This is a genomic window from Ramlibacter aquaticus (genome assembly GCF_015159745.1).
In the GTDB taxonomy this organism is placed as follows: Bacteria; Pseudomonadota; Gammaproteobacteria; order Burkholderiales; family Burkholderiaceae_C; genus Ramlibacter; species Ramlibacter aquaticus.
Window position 1 is genome coordinate 56,598 of the sequence record NZ_JADDOJ010000007.1, and the last position, 12,138, is coordinate 68,735.

The window sequence follows — 12,138 nt, forward strand, 5'->3', positions numbered from 1 at the left end:
TAACTTTCGATCATCACGACCGAGGAGACAACATGCCCAGCTTCCACTTCGCCCCCCGCCTCGCGGCCATCGCAGCCGCCCTCGCCCTGTGCGCCGGTGCCCACGCCCAGGACAAGCCCGTCGCGCTGAAGCTCTCGAGCTGGGTGCCGGCACAGCACGCGCTCAACCCGGCGCTGCAGGCCTGGGCCGACGACATCAAGAAGGCGTCGAACGGCACCATCACCTCCACCCTGTTCCCCTCGGAGCAGCTGGGCAAGGCCTTCGACCACTACGACATGGCGCGCGACGGCATCGCCGACGTCTCCTACGTGAACCCCGGCTACCAGCCCGGCCGCTTCCCGATCTTCGCCGCGTCCTCGCTGCCCTTCATGGTGTCCAACGCCAAGGCCGGGTCGGCCGCGATCGACGCCTGGTACCGCCAGTACGCGGCCAAGGAAATGAAGGACGTGCACTTCTGCTTCGCCTTCGCGCACGACCCGGGCGCGCTGCACGCCAAGAAGAAGGTGCTGCTGCCGACCGACATCAAGGGCATGAAGATCCGCCCGGCCACCAGCACCATCGGCCAGATGGTGACCACCCTGGGCGGCACCAACGTGCAGTCTTCCGCCCCCGAGGCGCGCGACATGCTGGAGCGCGGCGTCGCCGAGGCCATCACCTTCCCCTGGGGCTCGCTGATCCTGTTCGGCATCGACAAGGTGGTGAAGTACCACATGGACGTGCCCCTGTACGTCACGCCCTTCGTCTGGGTGATGAACAAGGACAAGTACGACGGCATGTCCACCGCGCAGAAGAAGGTCATCGACGACCACTGCACCAGCGAATGGGCCGAGAAGGTGGGCAGCGCCTGGGCCGACTTCGAGATCGCCGGCCGCGCCAAGATCGCCGCCGAGCCGGGCCATGAGGTCTACAAGCTCACGCCCGACCAGCTGCAGGCCTGGCGCGTGGCCGTGCAACCGGTCGAGCTGCAGTGGGCCGAGGGCGTGAAGAAGTCGGGCGGCGACCCCAAGCAGGTGCTGGACTCCTTCAAGCAGACCCTGGTCAAGTACAAGTCCGCGCTCTGACGCAGCGCCAGTGCCGGTGAAGCCCGGGTGCGCCGACGGCGGCCCGGGCTTCTTTTCCAGGCGGGGACTCCATGAAAAAAAATTTCGCCGACCGCTTCATCAACACGATCGAATGGCTGGCCGCCATCTTCGTGGGCATCGTGGCGCTCAACATCTTCGTGAACGTGCTGCTGCGCAAGTTCTTCAGCACCTCGATCCCGGATTCCTACGATTTCGGCCGCATGCTGCTGGGCATCCTGATCTTCTGGGGCATCGCCGCCACCAGCTATCGGGGCGGCCACATCACGGTGGACCTGGTGTGGTCGGCCGTGGGCCGGCGCAAGCAGCGCCTGATCGACGTCTTCGCCACGCTGGTGCTGCTGTTCGTGGTCATCGTGCAGACCGCCATGCTTTTCGACAAGGTGCGCGGGACCTACGTGGACCACGTGCTCACCTACGACCTCAACATTCCGACCTGGCCCTTCTATGCGGTGGCCTGGGCGGGCGACGTGTGCGCCGTGATCCTGATCGCCATCCGCACCTGGCGGCTCGTGTTCAAGCCCGAGGCGCTGCACGACGAGCATTTCGACGACAAGCGGGTGGAGTGACGCCATGGCAGAAACAGACCTCGTCGCCCTGATCGGCTTCGTCTCCCTCTTCGCGCTGATGCTGCTGCGCGTGCCCGTGGGCATGGCGATGGGCCTGGTGGGCATCACCGGCTACAGCTTCATCGCCGGCGCCGGCCCTGCGCTCAAGCTGGTCGGCCAGACCTCCATGCGCACGGTGACCGACTACACCTTCGGCGTGATCCCCATGTTCATGCTGATGGGCGCCTTCGTCTCGGTCTCGGGCGTGAGCCGCGAGCTGTTCAAGGCGGCCAACTCCATGATCGGCCACCTGCGCGGCGGCCTGGGCGTGGCCACGGTGCTGGCCTGCGGCGGCTTCGCGGCGATCTGCGGCTCCTCCGTCGCCACCGCCGCCACCTTCTCCAGCGTGGCCTACCCCGAGATGCGGCGCTTCGGCTACCCGCAGTCGTTTTCCACCGGGGTGATCGCGGCCGGCGGCACCCTGGGCGCGATGCTGCCGCCCTCCACCGTGCTGGCGGTCTACGCCATCCTCACGCAGCAGGACATCGGCAAGCTGTTCATGGCCGGCGTGATCCCGGGCCTGTTCGCGATGCTGCTGTACGTGCTCACCATCTTCATCATCGTCAAGGTGCGGCCCGAGTGGCTGCCCGGCGGCGAGAAGAAGGCCTGGGCCGAACGCCTGGTGGACCTCAAGAGCGTGTGGGCGCCGCTGGTGCTGTTCCTGTTCGTGATCGGCGGGCTGTACGGCGGCTTCTTCACGCCCACCGAGGCGGGCGGCGTGGGCGCGAGCGGCGCTTTCCTGCTGGGCCTCATCCGCGGCAAGCTGGACCGGGCCAAGATCAAGGAAGCCCTGCTCTCGGCCACCCGCACCGCGGCGGCCGTGTTCACGGTGCTGATCGGCGCGCTGATGTTCGGCTACTTCCTGACCATCACGCAGACGCCGCAGAAGCTCACCGCCTTCCTGACCGGCCTGGGCGTGGGCTCCTACGGCGTTCTGGCACTGATCATGGTGATGTACATCGTGCTGGGCTGCCTGATGGACGCCATGGCCATGATCATCCTCACGGTGCCCATCATCTTCCCGGTGGTGACGCAGCTGGGCTTCGATCCGATCTGGTTCGGCATCATCATCGTGATGACGGTGGAGCTGGGCCTGATCCACCCACCGGTGGGCATGAACGTGTTCGTGATCAAGAGCGTGGTGCAGGACGTGAGCTTCACCACCATCTTCAAGGGCGTGCTGCCTTTCGTGGTGACCGACATCATCCGGCTCGTGATCCTGATCAGCTTCCCCATCATCGCCCTGTGGCTGCCCGGGAGGATGGGATGAAGGAGACCGTCTACACCGTACGGGTCGAGTTCGGCGACTGCGACCCGGCGCGCATCGTCTGGTTTCCCAACTTCTTCCGCTGGATCGACGCCGCCTCGCGCGATTTCTTCGTGCAATGCGGCGTGCCGAGCTGGTCCGAGACCGAGAAGACCCTGGGCGTGATCGGCACCCCGCTGGTGGACACGCAGGCCAAGTTCATGCGCACCGCCACCTACGGCGACACGCTGGCGATCCACGCGGGCATCGCCGAGTGGCGCAGCAAGAGCTTCGTGCAGCGCTACCGTGTGATGAAGGGCGATGAGCCCATCCTGGAATGCAACGAGGTCCGCATCTTCGCCGGCCGGCGCGAGGACGGCTCGATCTTCGCGCTGCCCATCCCGCAGCCGATACGCGCGCTCTGCGAATAGCGCCCGCCCGGGCAGCATACGGTCAGGCGCACGGCCTTACCATGCGCGCATGAGCCGCTCCTCCACACGCAGTCCCCACGCCCACTCGCTCGCGCCCACCGCCTGGGTGCGGGGCCTGCGCCAGCGGCCGCGGCTGGCGGGTTCTGTGCTGCTGGGCGCGGTGCTCTTCGCCGGCTTGGCGCAGGGCATGCAGGTCGCCGTCGCCACGGCGGCGCTGCTGGCCTGGAACGCCAGCGCACTGGTGTACCTGGGCCTGGCCTGGCACCTCTTCAGGCGCAGCGACGCCCGCGGCATCCGCGAGCGGGCCCTGGCGCAGGACGAGGGCCGCGTAGCCATCCTGGTGCTGGTGGTGGTGTCGGCCCTGGCTGTGCTGCTGGCCGTGGGCTCGCAGCTCGCCCAGGCCAAGGACATGCACGGGGGCCGGCGCGAGCTGCACCTCGCGCTGGCCGCGCTGACGGTGCTCACCTCCTGGCTGTTCACGCAGGTGCTGTTCGCGCTGCACTACGCGCATGACTTCTATTCGGCCCGCGTGCGGGGCGAGCTGGACCCGCTGGCCTTTCCCAGCACGCCGGACCCGGACTACGCCGACTTCCTCTATTTCTCCTGCGTGATCGGCGCGGCCGCGCAGACCGCCGACGTGAGCTTCAACGGCCCGGCCCTGCGGCCGGTGGGCACCCTGCACTGCATCCTGGCCTTCTTCTTCAACGCCACGCTGCTGGCGCTCTCGATCAACCTGGCAGCAGGTCTGCTGATGTGAGGCCGCCGGGCGCGGTGCCGCCGCGGCAGGCCGCCCGCCTCAGCGCCCTTTTTCGTTGCCGTAGGTCTTGACCAGGTAGTCCACGATCGCCGGCATGTCCTCGTCGGGCACCGGCGCCTTGAACACGGCCTTCATGCGCTTGACCATGGCCTCCCAGTAGCCGCGCGGCGCGGTGGGCGGCTGGTACAGCATGTACTCGGCCGAGTGGCAGGCCACGCAGTTGACCTGCGCCTTGGCATAGCCCGGCAACGGGCTGGGCGTGAGCTGCGCCCCGTCAGGCGGCAGCTGGATGGTCTTGGTGGCGGCGCCCGCCGTGCAGGCGGCCGCGGCCAGCAGCAGGGCGGCGAGGAATCGGAAGCGGGTGTTCATGCGTGGCCCCTTCATGCTGCCGTGACCTTGACCGACTCGACCACGTTGCGCATGTAGCCCGCGGGCTGCCACAGGGCTTGCATGGGCTGGCTCTGGCCGGAGCGATTGAAGGCACGCACCCGCAGGTCGTACGCACCGCGCTCGGGCACGAAGCCGAAGCTGAACTCGCGGAACGAGTAGCGTCCCAGCTCGGCGCCCAGCGTGGCCTCGCGCCAGCTGGCGCCGCCGTCCACCGAAAAGGCGACCTCGCGGATGCCCTGGCCGCCGTCGAAGGCGATGCCGCGCACGCGCAGCGGCTGGCCGGCGTTCACGCGGGCGCCGTCGGCGACCGAGGTGATGAAGGAGCGCACGTTGAAGCGGCCTATGGGCCGGGTCGCGGCAGGCGTGGTGCCGGGGGCGATGCAGGCGCAGTCGTTGTCGGGGATGCGGTAGGCCGGGTTCATCCAGAAGCCCTCGAAGGTCTTGTCGATGACCTCGATCTCTGACAGGTGCTTGACCCAGTAGGTGCCGTAGTAGCCCGGCACGATGAGGCGCACCGGGAAGCCGTTGAGCATGGGCAGGTCCTGGCCGTTCATCTGCCAGGCGATCATGACCTCGCCGTCCATGGCGTGCCGCACGTCCAGCGCCTTGACGAAATCGCCGCCGCCCATGACGCCCTCGTCCAGGCCGTTGAAGGTGACCTGGCGGGCCGCGTCCTGGAGTTCGGCGCGGGCCAGCACGTCCTTGAGCGGCACCCCGGTCCAGCGCGCGTTGCCCATGGCCCCGTTGGTGAGCTGGCCGCCCTGCACGCGCGGATCGAACAGCGCGCGGCTGTTGCCCGAGCACTGGTTCACCGCCACCAGTTCCACCGGCTTGAACTGGCTGCGCAGCTCGGCCACCGTGAGCTGGAAGGGCTTGCCCACGGCGTTGCCGCCGATGCGGATCACGTGCTTGTCGCCGTCCACGGACGTGGGGATGGCGGCATTGTGGTAGCGCACGAAGAAGGCGTCGTTGGGCGTGATCAGCCCGTCGTTGAACACCTCGAAGGGCGTCTCCAGCTGGGGCGGGCGCGAGGTGAGCACGATCAGCGGGCGTTTCTCGGGGAAAGCCACGAGCTGGCGGTGGCCGTTGGCGATGGGCAGGTCCACGCTTGCGGCCTGCGCGCGCACCAGCCCCGGCAGGCCGGCGCCCGCCAAGGCAAAAGCGCCGCCCGCGAGGACGCGGCGCCGCTGGAGGTCGATGGGGGGTGTCTTCATGGGCACGACCTTGCCGTGCCCGCCCCGCCCCTGCCTCGGGACTTACCCCAGCCGGATCGGCACGAAGATACGGTCGTCGCCGCGCTGGATCAGCAGGGCCGCCGAGCGCGAGGACTTGGCCACGGCCGCCTTCACGTCGTCCACGGAGCTGACGGGGTTGCCGTTCACGGCCAGCACCACGTCGCCGGCCTGCACGCCCGCACGCTCGGCCGGGCCGGCCACGTCCTCGACCACCAGGCCGCCCTGCACGCCGACCTGGCGCTGCTCGCGCGGCTCCAGCGGACGCAGGGCCAGGCCCAGCTTGCCGCCCTCGGCCGGCGACTTGGCGTCACCGCTGTCGGCCTTCGCCACCTTGTCGTCGGCGCTGCCCAGCTTGGCCGACAGCTCGACCGCCTTGCCCTTGCGCCACACGTCCAGCTTGGCGGTTTCGCCCGGCTGCGAGGCACTGATGAGGGCGGACAGGTCGCCCGAGGCGACGACCGGCTTGCCGTTCACGCTGCGGATCACGTCGCCCGGCTCCAGGCCGGCCTTCTGCGCCGGGCTGCCCTTGTCGACCTTGGCCACCAGCGCGCCGGCCGGCCGGTCCAGGCCGAAGGAATCGGCCAGGCTCTGGTTCACTTCCTGCACCGCCACGCCCAGGCGCGCGTGCTCCACCTTGCCGTGGGCCACGATCTGGTCCTTCACGCGCATCGCGAGGTCGACCGGGATCGAGAAGGACACGCCCTGGTAGCCGCCCGACTGGCTGTAGATCTGCGAGTTGATGCCCACCACCTCGCCGCGCGCGTTGAACAGCGGGCCGCCCGAGTTGCCAGGGTTCACGGCCACGTCGGTCTGGATGAAGGGCACGGCGGCGTCGTTGGGCAGGGTGCGGCCCTTGGCGCTGACCACGCCGGCGGTCACGGTGTTCTCGAAGCCGAAGGGCGAGCCGATGGCCAGCACCCATTCACCCACCCGCAGCTGGTCGCTGTTGCCGATGCTCACGGCGGGCAGGTTGCTGGCGTTGATCTTCAGCACCGCGATGTCGGTCTTGGGGTCCGTGCCCAGCACCTTGGCGCGGAACTCGCGGCGGTCGGTGAGCTTGACCGTCACCTCGTTCGCGTCCTTCACCACGTGGGCGTTGGTCATGATGATGCCGTTCGGGTCGATGATGAAGCCCGACCCCAGGCCGCGCACCGGCACCGACTGCGGCATGCGGCCGGGCGTGCCGCCGTGCTGGAAGAACTTGAACAGCTCGGACGGGTCGCTGAACTCCTCGGCCATGTCGTCGGCGTTGAGCTTGCGCGTGCCCTCCACGCTGATGTTGACCACGGCCGGGCCGTAGCGCTGCGTGATCAGGGGGAAGTTGGGCGCCGTGCTCACGCCGGCGTCCGACGGCGCCGGGGTCGCGGCCAGGGGCGGCAGCACCGCCGCGTGCGCCGCGGGGCTGCGGTGCAGGGCTTCGACGGCCGCGCCGCCGGCCATGCCGGCGCCCAGCAGGGCCAGCACCAGGGGGAGCGAACGAAAACGGTTGGGCATGTCCATGGCGGAGTCCTTTCGCAGGTTGCTTGATGTCTTGCAGCGATGATGCGGCACGCCGCTTAGGCGAGTCTTAAGCCGCGGGGGCCGGGAAGCGCACGGTGGCACGCAGGCCGCCCAGGCCGGGCGACGCGTCCAGCGCCACCGCCGCGCCATGGCGGTCGGCGATGGCCTTGACGATGGCCAGGCCCAGCCCGCTGCCCTCGCCCGCCGCGCCGGGCACGCGGAAGAAGCGGTCGAAGGCCCGCGCCCGCTCGGCCTCGGGGATGCCGGGGCCGCTGTCCTCCACGGCCAGCCAGGGGCGGCCGCCCTCGATGCCCATGCGCAGGTCCACCCGGCCGCCCTCGGGCGTGTACTTGAGCGCGTTCTCCAGCAGGTTGCGCAGCAGCACGTGCAGCGCCTCCGGCCGGCCCTGCACCGTGGCGGCAGCCGCGTCCTCGGCCAGGCCCAGGTCGATGCCGCGCGCCTGCGCCTGCGGCAGCACCTCGGCCACGGCCTCGCGCGCGAGCTGTTCCAGTTCCACGGCGCGGAAGCCTTCGCCCGGCGCCCCGGCCTCCTCGCGGGCCAGCGAGAGCATCTGGCCGGACAGCGCGATGGCCCGCGTGATGCCTTCGTTCAGGCGCTCGATCGCCTGCGGGTCGGGGTCGCGGCGCAGGGCCTGCGCCTGCAGCTTGAGCGCGGTGAGCGGGGAGCGCAGCTCGTGCGCCGCATCGGCGACGAACTGCTGCTGCGCCGCCAGGGCCTCGCGCAGGCGGCCGAACAGCAGGTTCAGCTCCTGCACCAGGGGGAAGATCTCCTCCGGCAGCCCGCCCAGCGGCAGCGGGGACAGGTCGTCCGCGGCGCGGTGCGCCACCTGCGCCTGCATGCGCTGCACCGGCGCCAGCGAGCGGTCGATCAGCCACCACACCACCAGCATGAGCACGGGCGCGAGCAGCACGATGGGCAGGATCGCGCGGGTGGCCAGCAGGCGGGCGCGGTTGTCGCGGGCGTCCAGGTCCTGCGCGATCTGCACGGTGTGCTCCGGGCTCTGCACGGAGTAGATGCGGTAGCGCACGCCGTTCACCCGGGCCTCGGAGAAGCCAAGCAGGGTCTGCGAGGGCAGGCCCGAGGGCGTGGAGCGGTAGATCTCGCTGCCGTCGGGGCCCCAGATGCGCAGGGAGAAATCGAAGTCGGTGCCGCCGGGCAGGAGCGGCAGGCCGCCGCGCACCGAGCGCGCCACCTCCTGCAGGTGCTGGTCGAAGACCTTGTCGGCCTCGGACAGCGCAGCGCGGTAGGCGGTGGTGGCCTGCAGCACCGAGGCCAGCGCGATGACGGCCAGCACCAGCCACAGCATGCGGCTGCGCAGCGAATGCGAGGCGGCGGTGCCGGGCGGGGCCGGGTTCATTCGCGCGGCACCACGTAGCCCAGGCCGCGCACGGTCTTGATGAAGTCGCTGCCCAGCTTGCGGCGCAGGCCGTGCACGTAGACCTCCACCGCGTTGCTGCTCACCTCGTCCTTCCAGCCGTAGAGCTTCTCCTCCAGCTGCGCGCGCGAGAACACCGCGCCCGGCCGTTGCACCATGGGCTCCAGCACCGCCCACTCGCGCGCCGACAGGTGCAGGGGCTCGCCGTTGAGCACGGCCTCACGCGTGGCCGGGTTGAGCGTCAGGCCCTGGTGCACGATCAGCGGTCCGGCGCGCCCGGCGCTGCGCCGCAGCAGGGCCCGGATCCGGGCCAGCAGCTCGTCGATGTCGAAGGGCTTGGCGATGTAGTCGTCCGCGCCGGCGTCCAGGCCGGCCACGCGGTCGCCCACCGCATCGCGCGCGGTGGCCACCAGCACCGGCACCGCGCTGCCGCGCTGGCGCAGGCCGCGCAGCACCTCCAGGCCGTCACGGCCGGGCAGGCCCAGGTCCAACAGCACCAGGTCATAGGGTTCGGTCGCCAGGGTGTCGGCGGCCAGCCTGCCGTCACGCACCCAGTTCAGCGCATAGCCTTCCGCCCGCAGCGCATCCAGCAGCGCGCGGCCAATCATCGCGTCGTCTTCGACCAGCAGGAGTTTCATGGCGCCCGGAGAGTATCCGGCGCCAAGCTTAAGCGGTGCTGAAGGTTTCGATCCCGCCCTGGCGGGCGCCCCATGCCCGGGGGCGCCGCCCGGCCAACGCAGCGCCTCACCCGTCGCGGTTCACAGGCTCCAGCGAGCCGTCCGGCCCGGGCACGGCGACCGGCTTGACCTCCACCGGCACCACGCCCTGCTTCAGGTCCAGGCCGATCTCGGCGGCGCTGGCGGGCGAAAGGTCCACCACCCTTCCCTTCACATAGGGGCCGCGGTCCTGGATGGTGACCTGCGTGCTGCGCCCGGTCTCCAGGTTGGTGACCTGGGCCACGGTGCCCAGCGGCAAGGTCTTGCTGGCCGCGTTGGGGGCCGCCGGGTCCATGCGATGGCCGTCGGCCATGGTGCGGTGGTTGAACATGCGCGCGTAGATGGAGGCCTTGCCCAGCTGGCGGCGCGGCACCCTGGCGGCCGCGGGCCGGTCGTGCGCTGTCGTGGCGCGGCCCTTGATGGCAGCGCCGTGTGGCTGCGCAGCGGCCTTTGGACGGGTGCTCGCGGGCTGCGCCTGCGCGCCTGCCCCGGCTTCGGTGGCGGGCGCCGCCCGTGCGGCATGCGGCAGGACGGCCGGCACCAGGCCCAGCAGGGCCAGCGCCAGCGTGAGGCTGGAAGGCTTGAGGGTGTGGCTCTGCGTATCCATGCCCCCACTCTGGCGAGGCCGGCGCCGGCCCCGCGTCGGCCAGGCTTGGGCCTGCCTGTAGGAGAGCCCGGCCCGGCGGCAGGCCGCGCACAGGCCCGGTCGGCCTTGTCCTTCAGGCCACCAGGATGGCGCGGAAGTCGTTCACGTTGGTGTGCGTGGGCCCGGTCACCAGCAGGTCGCCCAGCGCGTGGAAGAAGGACCAGCCGTCGTTGCGCGCGAGGAAGGCGTCCAGCTTCATGCCCTGGGCCTGCGCCCGTGCCAGCGTCTCGGGCGTGACGAAGGCCCCGGCGTTGTCCTCGGAGCCGTCGATGCCGTCGGTGTCGGCGGCCAGCGCCCACACGCCGGCCTGGCCCTGCAGCGCCTGCGCCAGGCCCATGCAGAACTCCGCCGCCCGGCCGCCCTTGCCGCGCGGCGTGCCCGGCGCCTGCGGCCGCACCGTCACGGTGGTCTCGCCGCCCGAGAGGATCACGCAGGGCCGCGCGAAGGGCTGGCCGTGCCGCGCGACCGCGCGCGCCAGCGCCGCGTGCACCTTGCCGACCTCGCGCGATTCGCCCTCGATCTCGTCGCTCAGCACCCAGGCGTCCAGCCCGGCGTCGCGCGCCGCCTGGGCCGCGGCCTCCAGCGATTGCTGCGGGGTCGCGATCAGGTGCACCGCGTGGCCGGCGAACAGCGCATCGCCGGGCTTGGGCGTCTCCAGCGCGCCCTGCTCCAGCAGGCTCATCACCGCGCCCGGGACGGCGATGCCGTAGCGCTGCAGGATGGCCACCGCGTCGGCGCAGCGGCTCGCGTCGGGCACGGTGGGCCCGCTGGCGATCACCGAGGGGTCGTCGCCGGGCACGTCGCTGATCGTGAGCGTCACCACCTGGGCCGGCGCGCACGCCGCGGCGAGCCGGCCGCCCTTGATGCGCGAGAGGTGCTTGCGCACGCAGTTCATCTCGCCGATGCTGCCGCCCGATTCCAGCAGCTGCCGGTTGATGCGCTGCTTGTCCTCCAGCGCCAGGCCCTCGCAGGGCAGCGTGAGCAGCGAGGACCCGCCGCCCGAGATCAGGCACAGCGCCAGGTCGTCCGGGCCCAGGCCCTGGGCCAGCTCGAGGATGCGGCCGGCGGCCTGCAGGCCGGCCGCGTCCGGCACCGGGTGCGCGGCCTCGACGATCTCGACCCGTGCCGGAACGCCCGCAGGCCGCTGCGGCGTGTGGCCGTAGCGCGTCACGGCCAGGCCCGACAGCGGCGCATCGGCCGGCCACAGCGCCTCGACCGCGTGCACCATCGCGCCGGCGGCTTTGCCGGCGCCCAGCACCACCGTGCGCCCGCGCGGCGGCGGCGGCAGGAAGGCGGCGGTGTTGTGCAGGGGCAGCGCGCGCCGCACGGCCGTGCGGTAGAGCTGTTCGAGGAACTGGCGGGGATCGCCGGGGATGGAAGAAGCCATGGACCGCATTATTCCGTGCCCTCGCGGCCGGGCCGGCACGGCACCCACTTGGCGGCGGCCCTATAGTCCACAGGCGCGCCGCGGCGCCACCCCTCTTCCCGCATGGCCTACACCCTCGTCCTGCTCCTCGGCCTCGCCGCCGGCACCCTGGGCGGCATCGTCGGCTTCGGCTCGTCCATCATGCTCATGCCGGCCCTGGTCCTGATGTTCGGCCCGCGCCAGGCCGTGCCCATCATGGCCATCGCCTCGCTGATGGCCAACGTCTCGCGCGTGGCCGCCTGGTGGCGCGAGGTCGACTGGCGCACGGTGGCGGCGTACTCGGCCACCGCGGTGCCCGGCGCGGCGCTGGGCGCGCGCACGCTGCTGGCGCTGCCCATGGGCTGGGTGGAGGGCCTGCTGGGCCTGTTCTTCGTGGCCATGGTCCCCGTGCGGCGCTGGATGCAGCGGCAGCACTGGCAGCTGCACCGCGGCCACATGGCCGCCGTGGGCGCGGTGATCGGCTTCCTCACGGGCGTGGTGGTCAGCACCGGCCCGCTCAACACGCCCTTCTTCCTGATGCACGGGCTGGTGCGCGGGCCCTTCCTGGCCACCGAGGCCATGAGCTCGGTCCCGGTCTACCTTGGGGTCGTCTTGTTGGTCATGCGTTTTAGGACGCTAGCGGGACCTAGCATCCATGCGGGTTTGCGGGGTGGTGCCCCGCTGCAAGCCGCATGAATGCTCGATTCTCTGACCCCTCCCGCGACATCT

At 71.0% G+C, this 12,138-nt stretch carries 13 protein-coding genes; 6 read left to right on the plus strand and 7 right to left on the minus strand.

Annotated elements, in window-relative coordinates:
• The first annotated feature begins 32 nt into the window (after window positions 1-32).
• The 5 genes from IM725_RS03190 to IM725_RS03210 all read left to right on the plus strand — a co-directional run bounded on the left by IM725_RS03190 (window position 33) and on the right by IM725_RS03210 (window position 4,121).
• Window positions 33-1,061 carry a TRAP transporter substrate-binding protein gene (locus IM725_RS03190; RefSeq protein WP_193779128.1) on the plus strand — a complete coding sequence of 343 codons (1,029 nt, stop codon included), beginning with the start codon at window positions 33-35 and terminating at the stop codon, window positions 1,059-1,061.
• 71 nt (window positions 1,062-1,132) lie between these two features.
• On the plus strand, window positions 1,133-1,648 hold the full coding sequence (locus IM725_RS03195) for a TRAP transporter small permease (RefSeq protein WP_193779129.1): 516 nt from the start codon (window positions 1,133-1,135) through the stop codon (window positions 1,646-1,648).
• Between the two features lie 4 nt (window positions 1,649-1,652).
• Window positions 1,653-2,957, plus strand: a complete 1,305-nt coding sequence (locus IM725_RS03200) for a TRAP transporter large permease (protein ID WP_193779130.1) — start codon at window positions 1,653-1,655, stop codon at window positions 2,955-2,957.
• Window positions 2,954-3,364 (plus strand): acyl-CoA thioesterase, encoded by a 411-nt coding sequence (locus IM725_RS03205; protein ID WP_193779131.1) that lies wholly within the window; start codon window positions 2,954-2,956, stop codon window positions 3,362-3,364. The genes IM725_RS03200 and IM725_RS03205 overlap by 4 nt, the downstream gene beginning before the upstream one ends.
• 49 nt (window positions 3,365-3,413) lie before the next feature.
• Entirely contained in the window at window positions 3,414-4,121 is a 708-nt protein-coding gene (locus tag IM725_RS03210; RefSeq protein WP_193779132.1) for a DUF1345 domain-containing protein, read from the plus strand.
• 39 nt (window positions 4,122-4,160) lie between these two features.
• On the opposite strand, the gene sorB is transcribed toward IM725_RS03210, so the two are convergent.
• The 7 genes from sorB to IM725_RS03245 all read right to left on the minus strand — a co-directional run bounded on the left by sorB (window position 4,161) and on the right by IM725_RS03245 (window position 11,391).
• Window positions 4,161-4,490: a SorB family sulfite dehydrogenase c-type cytochrome subunit gene (gene sorB, locus IM725_RS03215; RefSeq protein ID WP_193779133.1), complete on the minus strand. Its 330-nt coding sequence runs from the start codon at window positions 4,488-4,490 to the stop codon at window positions 4,161-4,163.
• An 11-nt stretch (window positions 4,491-4,501) separates the two neighbouring features.
• Window positions 4,502-5,725: a SorA family sulfite dehydrogenase catalytic subunit gene (gene sorA / locus IM725_RS03220; RefSeq protein WP_193779134.1), complete on the minus strand. Its 1,224-nt coding sequence runs from the start codon at window positions 5,723-5,725 to the stop codon at window positions 4,502-4,504.
• Between the two features lie 42 nt (window positions 5,726-5,767).
• On the minus strand, window positions 5,768-7,240 hold the full coding sequence (locus tag IM725_RS03225; protein ID WP_193779141.1) for a DegQ family serine endoprotease: 1,473 nt from the start codon (window positions 7,238-7,240) through the stop codon (window positions 5,768-5,770).
• Window positions 7,241-7,313: 73 nt separating this feature from the next.
• The gene (locus IM725_RS03230) at window positions 7,314-8,624 is read right to left on the minus strand and encodes a sensor histidine kinase (protein ID WP_193779135.1); all 1,311 of its coding nucleotides are present in this window, start codon (window positions 8,622-8,624) and stop codon (window positions 7,314-7,316) included.
• On the minus strand, window positions 8,621-9,280 hold the full coding sequence (locus IM725_RS03235) for a response regulator (RefSeq protein WP_193779136.1): 660 nt from the start codon (window positions 9,278-9,280) through the stop codon (window positions 8,621-8,623). Before IM725_RS03235 ends, IM725_RS03230 begins: the two co-directional genes overlap by 4 nt.
• 106 nt (window positions 9,281-9,386) lie before the next feature.
• Window positions 9,387-9,965: a septal ring lytic transglycosylase RlpA family protein gene (locus tag IM725_RS03240; protein ID WP_193779137.1), complete on the minus strand. Its 579-nt coding sequence runs from the start codon at window positions 9,963-9,965 to the stop codon at window positions 9,387-9,389.
• 112 nt (window positions 9,966-10,077) lie between these two features.
• Window positions 10,078-11,391 (minus strand): glycerate kinase type-2 family protein, encoded by a 1,314-nt coding sequence (locus IM725_RS03245; protein WP_227753533.1) that lies wholly within the window; start codon window positions 11,389-11,391, stop codon window positions 10,078-10,080.
• A gap of 102 nt (window positions 11,392-11,493) precedes the next feature.
• Here IM725_RS03245 and IM725_RS03250 point away from each other — a divergent pair, with 102 nt between their 5' ends.
• Window positions 11,494-12,105 (plus strand): sulfite exporter TauE/SafE family protein, encoded by a 612-nt coding sequence (locus IM725_RS03250; RefSeq protein ID WP_193779139.1) that lies wholly within the window; start codon window positions 11,494-11,496, stop codon window positions 12,103-12,105.
• Window positions 12,106-12,138: the final 33 nt, after the last annotated feature.

Bases quoted from the DNA above. Each gene is read 5' to 3' on its own strand.
- IM725_RS03245 (WP_227753533.1), bottom strand. From the start codon at position 11,391: ATGGCTTCTTCCATCCCCGGCGATCCCCGCCAGTTCCTCGAACAGCTC.
- IM725_RS03250 (WP_193779139.1), top strand. From the start codon at position 11,494: ATGGCCTACACCCTCGTCCTGCTCCTCGGCCTCGCCGCCGGCACCCTG.
- sorA (WP_193779134.1), bottom strand. From the start codon at position 5,725: ATGAAGACACCCCCCATCGACCTCCAGCGGCGCCGCGTCCTCGCGGGC.
- IM725_RS03225 (WP_193779141.1), bottom strand. From the start codon at position 7,240: ATGCCCAACCGTTTTCGTTCGCTCCCCCTGGTGCTGGCCCTGCTGGGC.
- sorB (WP_193779133.1), bottom strand. From the start codon at position 4,490: ATGAACACCCGCTTCCGATTCCTCGCCGCCCTGCTGCTGGCCGCGGCC.
- IM725_RS03205 (WP_193779131.1), top strand. From the start codon at position 2,954: ATGAAGGAGACCGTCTACACCGTACGGGTCGAGTTCGGCGACTGCGAC.
- IM725_RS03200 (WP_193779130.1), top strand. From the start codon at position 1,653: ATGGCAGAAACAGACCTCGTCGCCCTGATCGGCTTCGTCTCCCTCTTC.
- IM725_RS03195 (WP_193779129.1), top strand. From the start codon at position 1,133: ATGAAAAAAAATTTCGCCGACCGCTTCATCAACACGATCGAATGGCTG.
- IM725_RS03230 (WP_193779135.1), bottom strand. From the start codon at position 8,624: ATGAACCCGGCCCCGCCCGGCACCGCCGCCTCGCATTCGCTGCGCAGC.
- IM725_RS03210 (WP_193779132.1), top strand. From the start codon at position 3,414: ATGAGCCGCTCCTCCACACGCAGTCCCCACGCCCACTCGCTCGCGCCC.
- IM725_RS03240 (WP_193779137.1), bottom strand. From the start codon at position 9,965: ATGGATACGCAGAGCCACACCCTCAAGCCTTCCAGCCTCACGCTGGCG.
- IM725_RS03190 (WP_193779128.1), top strand. From the start codon at position 33: ATGCCCAGCTTCCACTTCGCCCCCCGCCTCGCGGCCATCGCAGCCGCC.
- IM725_RS03235 (WP_193779136.1), bottom strand. From the start codon at position 9,280: ATGAAACTCCTGCTGGTCGAAGACGACGCGATGATTGGCCGCGCGCTG.